Raw genomic sequence first — 15,473 nt, 5'->3', positions numbered from 1 at the left:
TACCTTCGCAACCGTCTAATGGGCCGGGATTGTGAAAGACAGCGCCGCTGCGTTACAGCGGCGTTTTTCTGTAAGGTCGCGAGTAACGATCCCAAGGCTTCACAATATAGAAGAATTAAGATGGCAACGATTAAAGATGTCGCGCGTCTCGCGGGCGTTTCAACCACCACGGTTTCACACGTAATCAACAAGACCCGCTTTGTCGCAGAGAAAACAACCGAGAAGGTTTGGCAAGCCGTTGAAGACCTTAATTATGCGCCAAGTGCGGTCGCGCGTAGTTTAAAATGTAATACCACTCGCACGCTTGGTATGTTGGTGACCAAATCCACCAACCCTTTTTTCGCTGAACTGGTTCACGGCGTAGAAGATTATTGCTATGAGCAAGGTTATACCCTGATCCTATGTAATACCGAGGGTAACCTAGAAAAACAGCGTGACTATTTACGCATGTTGTCAGAAAAACGCGTCGATGGCTTGATTGTGGTGTGCTCCGATCTCAATGAAGATCTCATGCTACTGTTGGAAAAGAAACGCGATCTCCCGATGGTGGTAATGGATTGGGGGAGTCATCATATCGATACAGACCGTATAGAAGATAACGCTGAATTGGGCGGTTATTTGGCCACCAAACACTTTATTGACAATGGCCATACCCAAATCGGCTGCATTTCCGGTCAGATGAATAAAAATACCTGTAAACAACGGCTAGCCGGGTTTTACCGTGCACTGGATGAAGCCAATATAACGGCGAACCCTGACTGGATCGTAGAGGCTGATTTCGAGGCAGATCAGGCCAAAGTCGCTGCGCAACAGTTCATTGATATGACTCATCGTCCCACGGGCGTGTTTTGCTTCAACGATATTATGGCGCTCGCCGCAATTAGCACCTTTAACCAAGCGGGGTTGCAAGTACCTGAAGATATTTCTGTGATTGGTTATGACAATATTGATCTGACCGAGTATTACTCACCACCATTGACGACCGTGCACCAACCTAAACGGCGACTCGGTAAAACCGCTGTTAAACTCTTGCTTGCACGTATTAACAATAATGATACACAACAGCAAGTATTTGAAATGGATCTCGAACTCATTAGCCGAGAATCTGTAAAAACGATAACTTAGTGTTTTATAAAGTTTTTTTAAGCCACCATGCCATTGAGCGTGATGGCTTTTTTCACTCCTTTGAGCCAAAAAGAGCCTTTACTCTAACCTATCAATTGCAAACTTTTTGAACCAAAATCACATTTTGTGTGGTTAGTGAGGGCGACATCACTGTCTAACTATTATATGCTTATCCCTGTTTGAACAAGGCAAACCATGGCGAAAGCATGGGACGCAAAGCCACCGGCCTACGGACGCTGAACAATCTTATCAGCCAGTCACGGTAGCGGGGTTGCCAGCATCGTTGTTAAAAGCTGAAGACGGCGTCAATGCTATATGAGGTATCATTATTGATATTTTGATAACTTATTGACAATCCTGCCTGTTTGCCTTGTTACACTTACATATTATTTTTAGGCATTTGCATTCATCGAGATTGTTATTAATGGATAAACCAGCTTTAAAAGACGCGATGCGTTTATTTGCCGATTTTGGCAATATCAAATCCCGATCCATGTTCGGCGGATTTGGCTTATTTTGCGAAGACACCATGTTCGCCCTTGTCGTCAACAACACCCTTCACTTACGCGCCGGCAAAGAAAACGAAACCTTGCTTAAGAAACAGGGGCTTACTCCCTATGTCTATAAGAAACGTGGGTTTCCGGTGGTCACCAAGTACTTTGCCATTCCTGATGGTTGGTGGGATGATCACCAAAAACTCATCCATGAAGCTAAAAGTGCGCTAGATGTTGCCATTCGTGATCGTTCGCTAAAAAGCGAAGCCAGCCCATCGCGATTAAAAGATCTCCCTAATCTCCGATTAGCCACGGAAAGAATGCTGAAAAAGGCAGGAATCGACTCGCCTGAAACCCTTCATAAACAGGGTGCGGTCAACGCCTACAAAGCACTGGTATCTGCACACGATAAAGACCTTAGCTTGGAGCTATTATGGTCACTAGAAGGCGCGATTACTGGCAAACATTGGTCTGTGGTTCCACCTCAACGTCGCCAAGAATTATTACAACATTTAGAAAATTAATTCCTCACAATCCCCATACCTCTCTACCTTTTTTGTGAGCAATGTTCGCGTCCAACACCGCCTTTATGGCGGTGTCGCTTTTTCTACACGCGCTAAACGCTCAATAAATCATCATTCAAACTGATTTCTGACAAAATACGAAAGTTTCTTGCGATCGGTCGGGTCTGGTTAAAGGTACGATTAAGGACACAGTTCCTCAATGTAACCGACAAATCAGCCAGTTAATTCAGCTACAGTACCTAAAGTAATAACTGGGACCCATTTACTATCGGACGAGACACAGTATGCCAGTAAAAAAGATATTGCTTGGTTTAGTGGTGGTGGCGCTTGTAACACTTTGGTTCAGTTTAGATCTCAGCCAGTGGCTCACGCTTGAAAACGCCAAAGCACAACAAGTGGCATTGAATGATTACATTATCGAAAACGCGACCACCGCAAGCCTGGTGTTTTTTGTCGGCTATGTAGTGATGACCGCCCTATCCTTACCGGGTGCGGCAGTAGCGAGTTTATTGGGCGCAGCACTCTTTGGCTTTTGGTGGGCATTGGTGTTGGTCTCCTTTGCTAGCTCGATTGGCGCCACCCTCGCCTTCTTGGTGAGTCGCTTTATGTTGCGCGACTGGGTCCAAGCCAAATTTGGCAATAAGCTCGATACCATTAATCGTGGCATAGAGAAAGACGGTAGCTTGTATCTGTTAACCCTACGCCTGATCCCGATTTTCCCGTTTTTTCTGATTAACCTCGTGATGGGGCTAACGTCGTTCAAAACCCGCACCTTCTATTGGGTCAGTCAGCTCGGTATGTTGCCGGGTACCGCAGTCTACGTGAATGCAGGGACCCAACTGGCCCAAATCGACGCACTTGGCGACGTGGTGTCACCCTCGGTGCTTGGCTCACTCGCCTTGCTGGGTATCTTCCCACTGCTGGCAAAGTGGGTCATGGCTTGGATCACACGTCGTAAACGCTATCAAGGTTGGAACAAGCCCCATCAGTTTGACCGCAATATGGTAGTGATTGGTGCCGGTGCAGGCGGCTTGGTATCAAGTTATATCGCGGCGGTAGTGAAAGCGAAGGTTACGCTGGTCGAAAAAGGTTCGATGGGAGGAGACTGCCTAAACACAGGGTGTGTTCCCTCAAAAGCGCTGATCCGTGCGGCGAAAACCATGCGAGAAATTGGCAAGGCTAAGGCCTTTGGCATTCATACCCAAGCGCCAGCGGTTGATTTTCCGGCGGTCATGGCGAGGGTTAAGCAAGTCATTACCCAAATTGAGCCCCACGATTCGGTCGAGCGTTACACCAAGCTCGGCGTGGAGTGCGTGCAAGGCGAAGCACACATCGTCTCGCCATGGGAAGTCGAGGTGAATGGCGAACGCCTCACAACCCGCAACATCGTGATTGCGACCGGCGCACGCCCTATGTTGCCCCCGATTCCCGGTTTGGCTGAGGTCACGCATTACACCTCAGATACAATTTGGTCCCTGAATGACCTGCCGCCGCGGTTGTTGGTTTTGGGCGGGGGTCCCATTGGCGCAGAATTGGCACAAAGTTTTGCGTGTTTAGGCAGCCAAGTCACCCTCGCAGAAATGGCTGACCAACTTCTCAGCCGCGAAGATAAAGATGCCGCCCAGTTGGTTGAGAAGGCGTTAGAGCGTGACGGTGTCACGGTTTTAACACAGCACAAAGTCAAAGCATTTGAACACAATGATAATGAGCAAATCGCCTTACTCGACGGCCCTGACGGTGAGAAGTCTGTCTCATTTGATGCGGTGCTGGTCGCGTTAGGGCGCAGTGCCAACACCAAAGGCTTTGGTCTCGAAAAGCTCGATATTCCAGTGACCGAGCGTGGCACGATTCAAGTCAACGAGTATCTGAAAACCGCCTATCCAAATATCTATGCGGTAGGTGATGTAGCGGGGCCGTTTCAGCTCACCCACGCCAGTGCTCATCAAGCATGGTATGCCGCGGTGAATGCACTATTCGGGCAATTTAAACGCTTTCGAGCTGATTATTCAGTAATGCCTGCCGCGACCTATACATCGCCAGAAGTCGCGCGCGTGGGCATCAATGAAAAAGAAGCCAAAGCCAATCAGCAAGAGGTGGAAGTAACCTATTACGGCATTGATGATTTGGATCGCGCGATTGCTGATGGCAATGATCACGGGTTTATTAAGGTGCTGACACCAAAAGGAAAAGATACCATTCTGGGGGTGACTATTGTTGGCGAGCATGCGGGCGACTTGCTCGCAGAGTTTACTCTCGCCATGCGGCACGGGTTAGGACTAAATAAAATTTTGGGCACCGTCCATCCATATCCCACCATGAGTGAAGCGGTGAAGTATACCGCTGGGATGTGGAAACAAGCCCATGCGCCCGAGAAGCTGCTTAACTGGGTCGAAAAATATCATCGTTGGATGCGTCACTAATTGAAAAGGAAGATGACAATGAAACACTGGATAGCGGCGTTAACATTGGCAATTGTAAGTACCGCCAGTTTTACTGCCTCTGCGAGCGCGGAAAACGACCGTTGGGAAAGTATTGAGCAACAAGCCAAAGGTCAAACTGTTTACTTTAACGCATGGGGCGGCAATCAAGAGATCAATGCTTACCTGCGCTGGGCGAGTCGCGAGTTACAACGCGATTATGGTGTCACACTGAAACATGTCAAAGTGACGGATATCGCTGAAACCGTCAATCGCCTGCTTGCCGAAAAGACAGCGGGTAAGGATAGCGGCGGCAGTGTCGATATGGTGTGGATTAACGGCGAAAACTTCAAATCAATGAAGGAAAATGATTTGCTGTACGGTCCTTTTGTCAGCACGCTCCCCAATTGGAAAATTGTCGATAAAAGTTTACCGGTTGAAGAAGACTTCACTGAGCCAACAGACGGCCTCGAAGCACCTTGGGGGGTGGGACAGCTGGTGTTTATCCATGATCAGAAAACCTTGGCCAACCCACCTCGCTCTTTCGCCGAACTGTTAAGTTTGGCTAAAGCATACCCTGGCCGTATCAGTTACCCCAAACCACCCGAGTTTCATGGCACCAGTTTTTTGAAAGCCGCCCTGCTGGAACTTACCGATGTGCGCGAGGCACTTTACCTGCCGGTTGATGAGGTAGACTTTGACGCCGTGACCGCCCCACTGTGGCGCTATCTAGACCAACTACATCAAGTGGCATGGCGCGAAGGCGCTCAGTTCCCGTCAGGCAGTGCCGAAACTATGCAACTGTTGGACGATGGTGAGCTTCTCGTCGCGATAGCGTTTAACCCCAATGCGGCAAAAGCAGCGGTTGCCTCTGGAAAACTCGCCCCGTCAGCGCGTGCGTTTGCCTTTGACCAAGGCGCGCTATCGAATATTCACTTTATGGCGATTCCATACAACGCCAACGCAAAAGCCGGCGCTATGGTCGCTATCAATTTCTTGATGAGTGAAAAGGCACAACTGCGTAAAGCCGACACCCAAGTATGGGGCGATCCACCCGTGGTTAAGTTATCCGACATCGCCGAGGTCAGTCGCTTTAACACCCAACCCGAGCCACATCCAAGCTGGCAAACCGCGCTTGAGAGTGCGTGGCTGAAACGCTACGGCCAATAGTAAAGAGGCTGATATGGCACGTTTGCTGTTTGCCATCACCCTAACGGTGTGCTGCCTACCCTTGTTGCCAGGGGTGGGCGGCTTATTCGCGACCGCCTTTGCATTCTTACCCACACTAGGGCTGACGGAGGCTAACTTTAGCGGCTGGCAAGCTGTCATGGCATGGCCGGGGCTATCACAATCTATTCAGCTAACGCTCATCTCGGGATTAGGCAGTAGCCTGCTCGCGGTGGCGCTTAGCTTTATGATTTTACAGGCCACTTGGCAAACGCCCATTTGGCAGAAGATCAGTGCGCGCTTGCCTGCGCTACTGGCATTGCCACACGTCGCCTTTGCCATTGGTCTGGTTTTACTGCTTTCCCCCTCGGGTTGGCTGTTTCGCCTACTAAGTCCCCTTCTCGGTGATAACCCAGTGACTTGGGCGCTGGTACAAGACCCTTATGTTATTGGGCTCACCTTGGCGCTGACGCTAAAAGAAACCCCCTTTTTATTGTTGATGAGTCTGTCGGTGCTGCGTCAAATTGATGTCTCTCGGCTGACGATGGTATCAACCAGCCTCGGGTATAACCGCACCGCAACTTGGCTAAAAGTCATTCTCCCGCTTTGGCTGGCCAAAATGCGTTTCCCGATTTTTGCCGTCATCGCCTACAGCCTGTCAGTGGTTGATGTGGCGATGATCCTCGGGCCGAATACGCCGCCTACCTATGCAGTATTGGTATGGCAGTGGTTTAATGACCCGGATTTAGCACTATTGCCCAGAGCTTCAGCCGGTGCCCTGCTGTTATTTGCCCTGTGTGGCTTGGCCTTATTGCTATTTCGCTTTTTGGCATGGCTTGGTTGCCAATGTCTCAATCGCTGGCAATACACGGGGCGCCGCCACGCATGGTTACCCGGCAAATCACTCTGGTGGCCGGTGTTTATCACTCCCCTTGCGATTATACCTGTGTTGCTGATGTGGTCATTCGCGCTGCGCTGGTCATTTCCCGATTGGCTCCCGAGTCGATATAGCTTACGGTTCTGGGAGCAAGAGCTTAGCTATGTGTGGTCATTGGTGGGGAACAGCATCGTTCTAGCGGTGATCAGCGCCAGTGTCGCCTTGCTGTTTGCCATCGGATGTCTGGAACGTTCGGTCAATCAGCAACGCTCGGTGCCAAGAGCCGTCATCGCCATTCCGTTATTGGTTCCTCAACTCTCTATCTTGTTTGGCATTCAGGTGGCGGTGTATAGCCTTCCCGGCCAGTGGCACGTGCCGGCAACCCTTTGGGCTCACATTTTTTTCGCGTTTCCTTATGTGTACCTCGCACTCGATGGGCCGTGGCAGCAATTTGATATGCGGCTTATGCAAACCGCCAGAAGCCTCGGTGTCAGTGCCGCCCTTGCATGGTGGCGGATTAAACTGCCGCTGCTTTTGCCCGCCATTATCTTAGCGTGGGCGGTTGGCGCGAGTGTCAGTTTGGCGCAATATCTGCCCACACAATTGCTGGGCGCGGGACGCATTAATACTCTCACTACCGAGGCAGTCAGCTTATCGAGCGGCCTCGATCGTCGTATCAATGGCCTGTATGGACTGATGCAAGCGATGCTTCCCCTTATTGTTTTCGCCTTAGCCACTATGCTGAGCCGCATCGCTGAGCGTCGCCTTTTACCGACATCAACACCAACTTTCTCAGGAGCTCAACACCATGACACTGTGTGTCAACCAACTCACCATAAACGCGCCTGATCAATGCTTGGTGCGTGATTTGTCATTTTCGGTCGCCCCGGGAGAAATACTCACTGTGATGGGACCCAGTGGCTGCGGAAAATCGAGCCTGCTGAGCATATTGGCGGGACATATCCAACCACCCATGCATTACAGCGGTCAACTGACGTTAAATGGTGAGCCTTTTGATCACTTACCGCCAGAGCAGCGCCGTATCGGGATTTTGTTTCAAGATGATTTACTCTTCCCGCATTTAAATGTATGGCAAAACTTGGCGTTTGCCTTGCCATCCTCGATGAGCAAAGCGCAAAAACGCGATCAGGCCATCGCAACATTAGGCGATGTCAAATTAGCGGAGTTTGCCGATTATGCCCCCAGCCAGCTTTCGGGCGGCCAGCGCGCGCGGATCAGTGTGCTGCGTGCATTACTCGCCGCCCCCGATGCTATCTTGCTTGATGAGCCCTTTAGTAAGCTGGATAAGCCGCTGCGGCGGGATTTTCGGACCTTTGTTTTTGAACAAATCGCGCAGCGAAACATCCCTGCGTTGATTGTGACGCATGATGCCGAGGATATTGCGGACCCGAGCCGCTGTTTAAATTGGCCTAAACGCCCAGTTGACTCAGCAGTGCAAGAGGAGATGCAGAATGCTTGATCGTTACGCCATCGCGGTGATCCGCTGGCCATTGAAGCAAGCAGCGGTGCAGCTTACAAAATGGAGGGTAAAACCCAATACCGTCACGCTCTCAGGCTTTTTGATTGGCTTGCTAGCGGTGCCCGCTCTCGCGCTGCAAATGTATTGGCTGGCGCTTGTGTTTATTATCATTAATCGACTTTTCGATGGCCTCGATGGTGCGCTCGCCCGCGAGCAAGGACTCACGGACGCTGGGGGGTTTTTAGATATTACTCTCGATTTTATCTTCTACGCGGCGATCCCTTTTGGTTTTGCCCTAGCCGATCCGGCCAGCAACGCCATCGCTGCCAGTTTTTTACTGTTTTGCTTTATGGGGACAGGCGCAAGCTTTTTAGCGTTTGCGATCATGGCCAGCAAACACCAGATTGATAATCCGGTTTACGCCAACAAGTCGATGTATTATATCGGCGGGATCACCGAAGGGACGGAGACCATCGCCAGTTTTGTGTTGATGTGCCTTTTCCCAACATACATGGCGTGGATTGCCGGCGTTTTTGGCGCAGCCTGTTTAATCACCGCCGCCTCACGAGTTTGGGCGGGCTATCATACCTTGCATACACTCGATACGCCCTCCTCCTAGCTTATAGCCACTGGTGTTGCAGCTGCTCTTTATCGCCTAAGTAATCGAGCAGCCAGCGCACCGGTGGTGATTCTTTATCCGAGCGCCATGCAATACAGCACGGACTGCTTAATAGCGGCTCTTCAAGGGCAAGCTCCACCAACTCTCCTCGCGCAATCGCGTCTTCTGCCATATGTGACGGCATCACACCAATGCCCAGCCCGGCCTTAAAACATTGCATGGCACTGTGCCAATTGGGGACGGTAAGACGGCGCTGATTATCCAGTAGCCATGTCGTACGACGCGGCAAACGGCGCGAAGTGTCTTCCAAACAAATAGCCGGATACAGCGCAAGCTGCTCATTAGCCAGTGGCTGGGCACACTGGACGAGTGGATGCGACGGGCTCACCACAAACCGCCAGCGCAGGGTGCCCATTTCCCGATAGCGAAACGCGCCGCTCACTGGGACAGCAGCCGTGGCACCAATCGCAATATCGGCTCGATCATCAGCTAACGCATCCCATACGCCGTTAAACACTTCCATGGTTAGCAACAACTCGACATCAGGAAACGCATCGTAAAAATCCCGCACCAACGTATTGACGCTATCTTCGCGCACGACGTTATCCAGTGCTAACGAGACACTTTGTGTCCAACCGTTGGCAACACGTTGTGTTTGCTGGCGAATGGTTTCCATATTCTTAATCATCTCACGTGATTGAGAGACAAAGTATTCACCCGCCGGCGTCAACCGCACTTGGCGATGGAGTCGCTCAAACAGAGTAACGGCCAGTTTGTCTTCAATCTGTCGTACCGTGTAGCTCACCGCACTCGGCACCTTGTGCAATTCATCGGCCGCCGCAGAGAAACTTCCTCGCCGCGCAACCACATCGATCACATGAAAATCTTGGTAAGAAAACATTCAAATCAAATTTTTTGAAAGCAATGTTCAAATCATAGCGTTTCACAGCCAGCTTTGTCAGCCATAAACTATCTCTATGTCGAGTTTTCTATCAAGAGACAAAAAATGAACAAGCAAGTGCCGTTTATGACGCTACTGTGGCTAGCAGGGCTCAGTATGCTGGGCTTTTTAGCCACTGATATGTATTTACCTGCCTTTGAGGCGATGCGACTCGATTTGGCGACCTCTCCCGCCAATATTGGCCTCACCTTAAGTATCTTTTTGCTAGGGATGGCCTGTGGACAGCTGGTTTATGGCCCGCTGTCTGATCGCATCGGCCGCAAGCCCGCGCTACTGATTGGCCTGAGCCTTTATTTAGTCGCGACTGTGGTGTGTATTTTTGCTAATAACATTTATTTATTACTTGGCGCACGTCTAGTTCAAGCCTTAGGAGCATGTAGCGCTGCGGTAATTTGGCAAGCCGTGGTTATTGACCGCTATGAAGGCAAGCTGGGCCAAAAGGTGTTCGCAACCATCATGCCGCTCGTCGCTTTATCGCCAGCATTAGCGCCACTTATCGGCTCACACCTGCTCACCCTATATGATTGGCGCAGTATTTTTGTGGTTTTATTCGCGTTAGGAGTTGGTTTTGTTGCGTTTACCTTACGAGAAAAGGAAAGCCTTTCCAAGCCCACACAAGATACTAAAATTATTGATAAACTTGTAATTGACTATCAGCAAGTTTTTAAATCAAAAAAATTCATCGGTAACATGCTTATTTTCGCAGGTTGTTCCGCGGCATTTTTTGCCTACCTGACGGGATCACCGTTCGTGATGTCAGCCATGGGTTATACCGAAGCGGATATAGGTCTGAGCTATATTCCACAAACCATTGCTTTTGTCGTCGGTGGCTACGCCTGTCGTCATGCCCTCAACAAACTCAAAGATCACAGTATCTTGCCTTGGCTGCTTAAGCTGTTTGTCATCAGTGTCGTGGTTATCTTTTTGATCAGCTGGCGAACCGATGTCACCAACATCTGGGTGATTTTAGGTCCGTTCTGTTTCCTCGCGGCAGCGAACGGTGCCATCTACCCACTGGTCGTCAATCGCGCCTTGGAAGATTTCAAATCCTGTAGTGCGACCGCTGCGGGGCTGTTGAACTTCTTGCAAATGATGGTCTGCTTCGTGGCGAGCGCTGTGGTGTCTGCGTTTGCAGCCGCTGGCTTGATCGCAGTCACCACCGTCATGCTGTCAACCTGCGCGGTGGTCATTATTGGCTTTGGCTTGGTCTGGCATGCAAACCGTCAAGCTCAAACGCTAGCAGCCGCGTAATACCAGTGATTTTAGAGACTAAAAAGGCGTCTTTCGGGACGCCTTTTTTATCCTGCCAACTTTCAATCACGCAAATAGGCAACAAGCTCACCTTTCCCAATGGGAAGTACGCCCACATCAAGTTCAGGCTGTTGCTCAAGCCATCGCTTAAAAGGAGCAACGTCATCAGCGTGAGATAACACATTATCAACCACCAGCATGCCCTGAGGCTTGAGGAGTTGGAATAAGCGTGGCGCTATGGACAGGTACTGACTTCGGTCGGCATCAAGAAAAATGAGCTCGAACTGTCCCTCAAGTCGAGTAATCAAGTCACTCGCGTCGCCCAATTTCGCATCTATCCGGTTATCCATGCCGGCTTGCCTAAAGTGCTGCTGCGCTTGTTGGTGTTTTGCTTCATCGCGCTCAATCGTTACCACCTGCACGCTATTGCCGCCTGCGCGCGCGAGCCATAACGTTGAATAGCCCGTTGATGTACCGATTTCTAAAATACGGGTAGGCTGAATTTCATCCACTAACAGCGCTAAGAATTTTCCGGTTCCAGGCGTAATATTCAGCCATTTTTTACTTTTATCCTGTTGCAGGGCGTCGTTCTCTGTCCCCTGCATTTGCAGCTGTTCCAGTAAGGCGTTCATGGTTATTAATCCAAGACCAGGCTGCCGTTATCATCAAACTGCCAACAATCGCCATAAGCCACTTCCCAAAGATAGTTATCCGGATCGGCAAAGTAGCCGCTGTAGCCTCCCCAAAAAACGTCTTGTGCAGGTTTAACAATACGACCGCCACAACGCTCTGCCAGCGCCAGTACCTCGTCGACCTCTTCTTTGGATCGCGTGTTGTGCGCCAATGTGATGCCACCAAACCCTGTCTCGTTAACGGTGAGTCCAGGATTGATATCATCGGCTAACGAGTCAGCGGGATATAACGCTAATCGTGTGCCCGCGGTACTAAAAAACACAATTCCCTCTTCAGGGTGGTTGTGCGTTGGAAATCCCAGTTGGCGATAAAAATCATAAGAGTGAGAAAGATCTGCAACCCCCAATGTGATGATACTAATTCGTGCTTCCATACAATTGCTCCTTGGTTTAATCCGTCGGGGCGGTCAGTTTGTCTTTGCCTAACCATGAGAAGGCGCGCAGTAAGTGAGGTACAGCCCGATCAATGATCTCTCCATGCGCCATGACCAGGCGTTGCGGTGCCCAATTGACCACAGTGCGAATGTGCTTAGCTAGCTCGTCTTTATGAAACCAAAAACTCAATCGCCAATCGAGTGGCGTTTTACCATTGGGTGCTGTCACACCTGACCACTCGGCAATTTTACGCTTAAAAGGTGAAAATACCTCTGGGCGAAAATTTTCAATCAGATCAGTGACAATCAACGTTTGACTTTGCCGATGGAAAAACACGCATTCTGTCATTACTGGCGAGCCGGTAATCAAACACTGAGCGATTTCATCCTTCCAAGCTGGCTCCGGAACGTCCTCAAAGCAGTAGTCGAAACGCAGATCATCTCGCTTTTTTGCCACTTGTTGGGTACCCATTAATTGTGCGTCAGGAAACGCCTCAACCCATTCGGCTAAGTAAAGATGATGCAACTGGTTAGGGGCGATTAAATAACGCACTCTCCCTAACGACGATAGCTCACTGCGTAATGCGTCGGTAAGCTTTATCGGACTGTGAATCCACAGGGAGTGATCAGCAAGCCTCACCACCACCATACGTGTGGTGTAGGGCAAGGTAAAAAAAGGAACAGCCTCACCATCGGCAATCCAAATTGACGTATCAAGTTGATACACGGCATCCTCCTCATGGCCGACTTTACACTGTAGCTTGTCAGCCATGAGGCAAGTGTGCGAGCAGTCACAGCCTTACAGTGTATCTAACTCGACATGGCGATTGATGTTTTTCAGTGTGACTCCTGCAGCAGCAAGGCGAGATTGCACATCACTCACTACTGCTTGATAATCATCACTCCGTTCAAAGCCAGCTAGCGTTTGCTGGTCTTTAAACATCAGCCGCACAGTTAAGCTTTGTGGAAAGCGCTGATAATTCACCTCATGCGTCAGCCACTCGAACCCCTCGATATTTTCCATCGTGAGCTCACAAACCTCTGTCAGTGCCTCTCGAATCGCTTTGTCATATTTCTTGTCTGTTTTTCGCATGATGCTTCTCTTTTACTGCTCATTGCTCTTATGTTTGGGATCCGTGCGAGTGTGATCGACAAAAATCAGCCCTTCAGTGGCAAAACCCCGCTGTTTCGCCGCTGCAATAAACTGTTCCTTTACCGACTCCGAGACGGTTGGCGTGCGCGATAGCAGCCATAGATAATCGTGGTCAGGCCCCGAGATAAAGGCATATTGGTAATCATCATCCAGCTCAAACACCACATACGACCCATAGAAAGGCCCAAAGAATGAAACCTTCAGGTACCCCGTTTTATCATTTTCAACGAAGTACGCCTTGCCTTCCGCTTCTTGCCATTGGCCCTCTTCACGGCTGTAGCCACGATTAATCACTTTCACACCGCCATCTTCACGCAACGAATAGCTTGCAGTCACATCCGACAAGCCCCGTTCAAACGAGTGATCCAGTCGCGCCACTTCGTACCAAGTGCCTAAATAGCGGTTAAGCTCAAAGTCGTTGACGGGAGTGACTTGTTTCGGCATGCCTAAGCACCCGGTCAACATTAAGGATAATAACCCAATCATCCAGCCTCTTTTCATCGTTATTTTCCCTTTAAATCCGACATGGTTACTCTTACTCGAGAACATATTCAATGGTTTATACCCTTTGTCAATTTTTGGTCAACACGCTGTTTTTCTGCTTGCCAAGGTGTCAAGGCGGTGCTTATATAAGCGCTCTTTAGTCACAGAGGTAATCACAATCCATGGACAACGACCGATGTCGTGTTATGCCCTCCCCCGCTTCCTTTGAGGAGGCAATCGTATGTTAACACTCTTTATGGAACCCCAAACGTGGGTGGTCTTTTTTACCCTTCTAACCCTTGAGGTGGTGTTGGGTGTTGATAACTTAGTCTTTATTTCCGTATTGTGTGAGCGTCTCCCCAAAGAGAAACGCCGCTTCGCGCGTACCTTGGGTATTGGTCTCGCCGTGATCAGCCGGATTGGCTTGCTGCTCTCCATCGCTTGGGTCATGTCGTTGACTGCGCCACTGTTTACGATTGGTACGGAACCGGTTACCGTGAAAGACCTTATCATGCTGTTTGGTGGTGGCTTTTTGCTGCTAAAAAGTGCCAAAGAGCTGTGGGCATGGTTGGGTCATGGCGAGCTCGTGAGTCATTCGACACAAGTGCGCACCGGTATGGCAGTGATTTTGCTGCAAATCGTTGCGGTAGATGCGGTGTTCTCAATGGACTCAGTGATCACTGCGGTGGGTCTCACCCAAGATGTACCCGTGATGGTCGCCGCCATTATTACTGCCGCCATCATTATGATGATCGCGGCCGAACCCGTGAATAATCTGGTCAGTCGTTATCCTGGGTTTAAAACCTTGGCCTTGCTGTTCTTGGTGCTATTGGGCTTGCTGCTGATAGCCGAAGGTGCTGGTATTCATATCAACAAAGGCTACGTGTATGTTGCGATGGCATTTGGTTTGATACTTGAGCTCTGCCACATTCGATTGCGTAACAAGCAGCGCTTGAACATCAAGCGTATTCGCCCGCACTTTTCGTTAAAAGTGCCACCTCGGATTGCTGAAAGTCGTTAAATATCAGGGACCGTCGCCACACTTTTGATGGCGGCGGTCCTATCTTTAAATTGAATTTTTCCCACACAGCATTGACCCAGCTGCGCATAGTGCGCTTGGACATGTGCCACGAGCTGAGCAAGTGGCATGGTCTGCCCACTTAGCTGCCAGTGCTGACCGCCGTCTTGGCTCAGCCAGCAAACGCCTTGACTATCCACCAGCCGATCATCTTCTGTGATCACATTTTCGCTCAGCGCCTTAAGCGACGCCGGATCGGAGGCAAACGAGAGTTCGTCATCGCCATGCCAAATCAGGAGCGCCGGATAGTCAAGAAACGTATTCATCGCTTGGGCTTAAACATGGCCAGGTTGAGTTCAACAGACGGGCCCATCCAACCGACATGGTCAGTGTGATCTATGTAGTCATCGCCCGTCACGCCATGCAAAAACACGGTTAAATCGCCCCGATGCGCCTCAAGCCATGCCATCACCTCATCGAACGCAGCGTTGTCAAAAGCGATTTGAAAGCTCCACTTTGGGTGTGGGCCAACGCATTTGCGATGAAAGCGGCCAAGGTCGATAGGCAGTGACGATGCCGCCGCGGCTTGATAGATGGTATCCGCCTGCGCTTCGGTATCGGCCTCATAGTAGACATGCGCGTGGTAAGCCTGATGGACATTGGGAAAAGAGTAAGAAGATGACATAAACGCAATGCAAATTAACAGAATGAAGTGAACAATAGTTTACTCTAAGCACGCAATGATAAACAGACGATACCGATAAAGAGACTCGGATGGGGGCGAATATGTTTGCTCACGAATACGCATGTTATGCTGAGAATGAACAATCATACAACG

17 protein-coding genes and 1 riboswitch are annotated in these 15,473 nt (G+C 50.0%); of the genes, 9 read left to right on the top strand and 8 right to left on the bottom strand.

The window, feature by feature from the left end; all coding sequences use genetic code 11:
- Window positions 1–120: 120 nt before the first annotated feature.
- The 7 genes from N8M53_RS05985 to N8M53_RS05955 all read left to right on the top strand — a co-directional run bounded on the left by N8M53_RS05985 (window position 121) and on the right by N8M53_RS05955 (window position 8,703).
- Window positions 121–1,125 (top strand): substrate-binding domain-containing protein, encoded by a 1,005-nt coding sequence (locus N8M53_RS05985; protein ID WP_269579846.1) that lies wholly within the window; start codon window positions 121–123, stop codon window positions 1,123–1,125.
- A gap of 177 nt (window positions 1,126–1,302) precedes the next feature.
- Window positions 1,303–1,404: riboswitch (cyclic di-GMP riboswitch) on the top strand.
- 145 nt (window positions 1,405–1,549) lie between these two features.
- On the top strand, window positions 1,550–2,143 hold the full coding sequence (locus N8M53_RS05980) for a TfoX/Sxy family DNA transformation protein (RefSeq protein WP_269579845.1): 594 nt from the start codon (window positions 1,550–1,552) through the stop codon (window positions 2,141–2,143).
- Window positions 2,144–2,427: 284 nt separating this feature from the next.
- Window positions 2,428–4,563: a dihydrolipoyl dehydrogenase gene (gene lpdA / locus N8M53_RS05975; protein ID WP_269579844.1), complete on the top strand. Its 2,136-nt coding sequence runs from the start codon at window positions 2,428–2,430 to the stop codon at window positions 4,561–4,563.
- Between the two features lie 12 nt (window positions 4,564–4,575).
- On the top strand, window positions 4,576–5,730 hold the full coding sequence (locus N8M53_RS05970; protein WP_420066600.1) for an ABC transporter substrate-binding protein: 1,155 nt from the start codon (window positions 4,576–4,578) through the stop codon (window positions 5,728–5,730).
- 13 nt (window positions 5,731–5,743) lie between these two features.
- Window positions 5,744–7,453 (top strand): ABC transporter permease, encoded by a 1,710-nt coding sequence (locus tag N8M53_RS05965; RefSeq protein ID WP_269579842.1) that lies wholly within the window; start codon window positions 5,744–5,746, stop codon window positions 7,451–7,453.
- Window positions 7,413–8,084 carry an ATP-binding cassette domain-containing protein gene (locus tag N8M53_RS05960; RefSeq protein WP_269579841.1) on the top strand — a complete coding sequence of 224 codons (672 nt, stop codon included), beginning with the start codon at window positions 7,413–7,415 and terminating at the stop codon, window positions 8,082–8,084. The genes N8M53_RS05965 and N8M53_RS05960 overlap by 41 nt, the downstream gene beginning before the upstream one ends.
- Complete coding sequence (locus N8M53_RS05955) at window positions 8,077–8,703, top strand: CDP-alcohol phosphatidyltransferase family protein (protein ID WP_269579840.1); 627 nt, start codon at window positions 8,077–8,079, stop codon at window positions 8,701–8,703. The genes N8M53_RS05960 and N8M53_RS05955 overlap by 8 nt, the downstream gene beginning before the upstream one ends.
- A gap of 1 nt (window position 8,704) precedes the next feature.
- On the opposite strand, the gene punR is transcribed toward N8M53_RS05955, so the two are convergent.
- The gene (gene punR / locus N8M53_RS05950; protein ID WP_269579839.1) at window positions 8,705–9,604 is read right to left on the bottom strand and encodes a DNA-binding transcriptional activator PunR; all 900 of its coding nucleotides are present in this window, start codon (window positions 9,602–9,604) and stop codon (window positions 8,705–8,707) included.
- Window positions 9,605–9,709: 105 nt separating this feature from the next.
- Between punR and punC the strand changes: the two genes are divergently transcribed.
- Window positions 9,710–10,915: a purine nucleoside transporter PunC gene (gene punC / locus N8M53_RS05945; RefSeq protein ID WP_269579838.1), complete on the top strand. Its 1,206-nt coding sequence runs from the start codon at window positions 9,710–9,712 to the stop codon at window positions 10,913–10,915.
- A gap of 62 nt (window positions 10,916–10,977) precedes the next feature.
- Here the strand turns inward: punC and N8M53_RS05940 are convergent, their stop codons facing one another.
- From N8M53_RS05940 to N8M53_RS05920, 5 genes are all read right to left on the bottom strand, one after another.
- Entirely contained in the window at window positions 10,978–11,547 is a 570-nt protein-coding gene (locus N8M53_RS05940; RefSeq protein ID WP_269579837.1) for an O-methyltransferase, read from the bottom strand.
- Window positions 11,548–11,552: 5 nt separating this feature from the next.
- The gene (locus N8M53_RS05935; protein ID WP_269579836.1) at window positions 11,553–11,981 is read right to left on the bottom strand and encodes a VOC family protein; all 429 of its coding nucleotides are present in this window, start codon (window positions 11,979–11,981) and stop codon (window positions 11,553–11,555) included.
- Between the two features lie 16 nt (window positions 11,982–11,997).
- On the bottom strand, window positions 11,998–12,708 hold the full coding sequence (locus tag N8M53_RS05930; RefSeq protein WP_269579835.1) for a DUF4336 domain-containing protein: 711 nt from the start codon (window positions 12,706–12,708) through the stop codon (window positions 11,998–12,000).
- A 72-nt stretch (window positions 12,709–12,780) separates the two neighbouring features.
- Window positions 12,781–13,074 carry a Fis family transcriptional regulator gene (locus N8M53_RS05925; RefSeq protein ID WP_269579834.1) on the bottom strand — a complete coding sequence of 98 codons (294 nt, stop codon included), beginning with the start codon at window positions 13,072–13,074 and terminating at the stop codon, window positions 12,781–12,783.
- 12 nt (window positions 13,075–13,086) lie between these two features.
- Window positions 13,087–13,620: a lipocalin family protein gene (locus N8M53_RS05920; protein ID WP_420066599.1), complete on the bottom strand. Its 534-nt coding sequence runs from the start codon at window positions 13,618–13,620 to the stop codon at window positions 13,087–13,089.
- 238 nt (window positions 13,621–13,858) lie between these two features.
- On the opposite strand from N8M53_RS05920, the gene N8M53_RS05915 reads away from it, so the two are divergent.
- Window positions 13,859–14,638 (top strand): TerC family protein, encoded by a 780-nt coding sequence (locus N8M53_RS05915; protein ID WP_269579832.1) that lies wholly within the window; start codon window positions 13,859–13,861, stop codon window positions 14,636–14,638.
- Here the strand turns inward: N8M53_RS05915 and N8M53_RS05910 are convergent.
- Both N8M53_RS05910 and N8M53_RS05905 read right to left on the bottom strand, forming a co-directional pair.
- Window positions 14,635–14,961: a DUF4144 family protein gene (locus N8M53_RS05910; RefSeq protein WP_269579831.1), complete on the bottom strand. Its 327-nt coding sequence runs from the start codon at window positions 14,959–14,961 to the stop codon at window positions 14,635–14,637. The genes N8M53_RS05915 and N8M53_RS05910 overlap by 4 nt on opposite strands.
- Complete coding sequence (locus N8M53_RS05905) at window positions 14,958–15,320, bottom strand: DOPA 4,5-dioxygenase family protein (RefSeq protein ID WP_269579830.1); 363 nt, start codon at window positions 15,318–15,320, stop codon at window positions 14,958–14,960. Before N8M53_RS05905 ends, N8M53_RS05910 begins: the two co-directional genes overlap by 4 nt.
- Window positions 15,321–15,473 lie beyond the last annotated feature (153 nt).

The sequence above is a fragment of the Salinivibrio kushneri genome (genome assembly GCF_027286325.1).
Taxonomy (GTDB): domain Bacteria; phylum Pseudomonadota; class Gammaproteobacteria; order Enterobacterales; family Vibrionaceae; genus Salinivibrio; species Salinivibrio kushneri_A.
The sequence above is the reverse complement of the archived record's forward strand: the minus strand, read 5'-3'. Positions and strand labels throughout refer to the sequence as shown.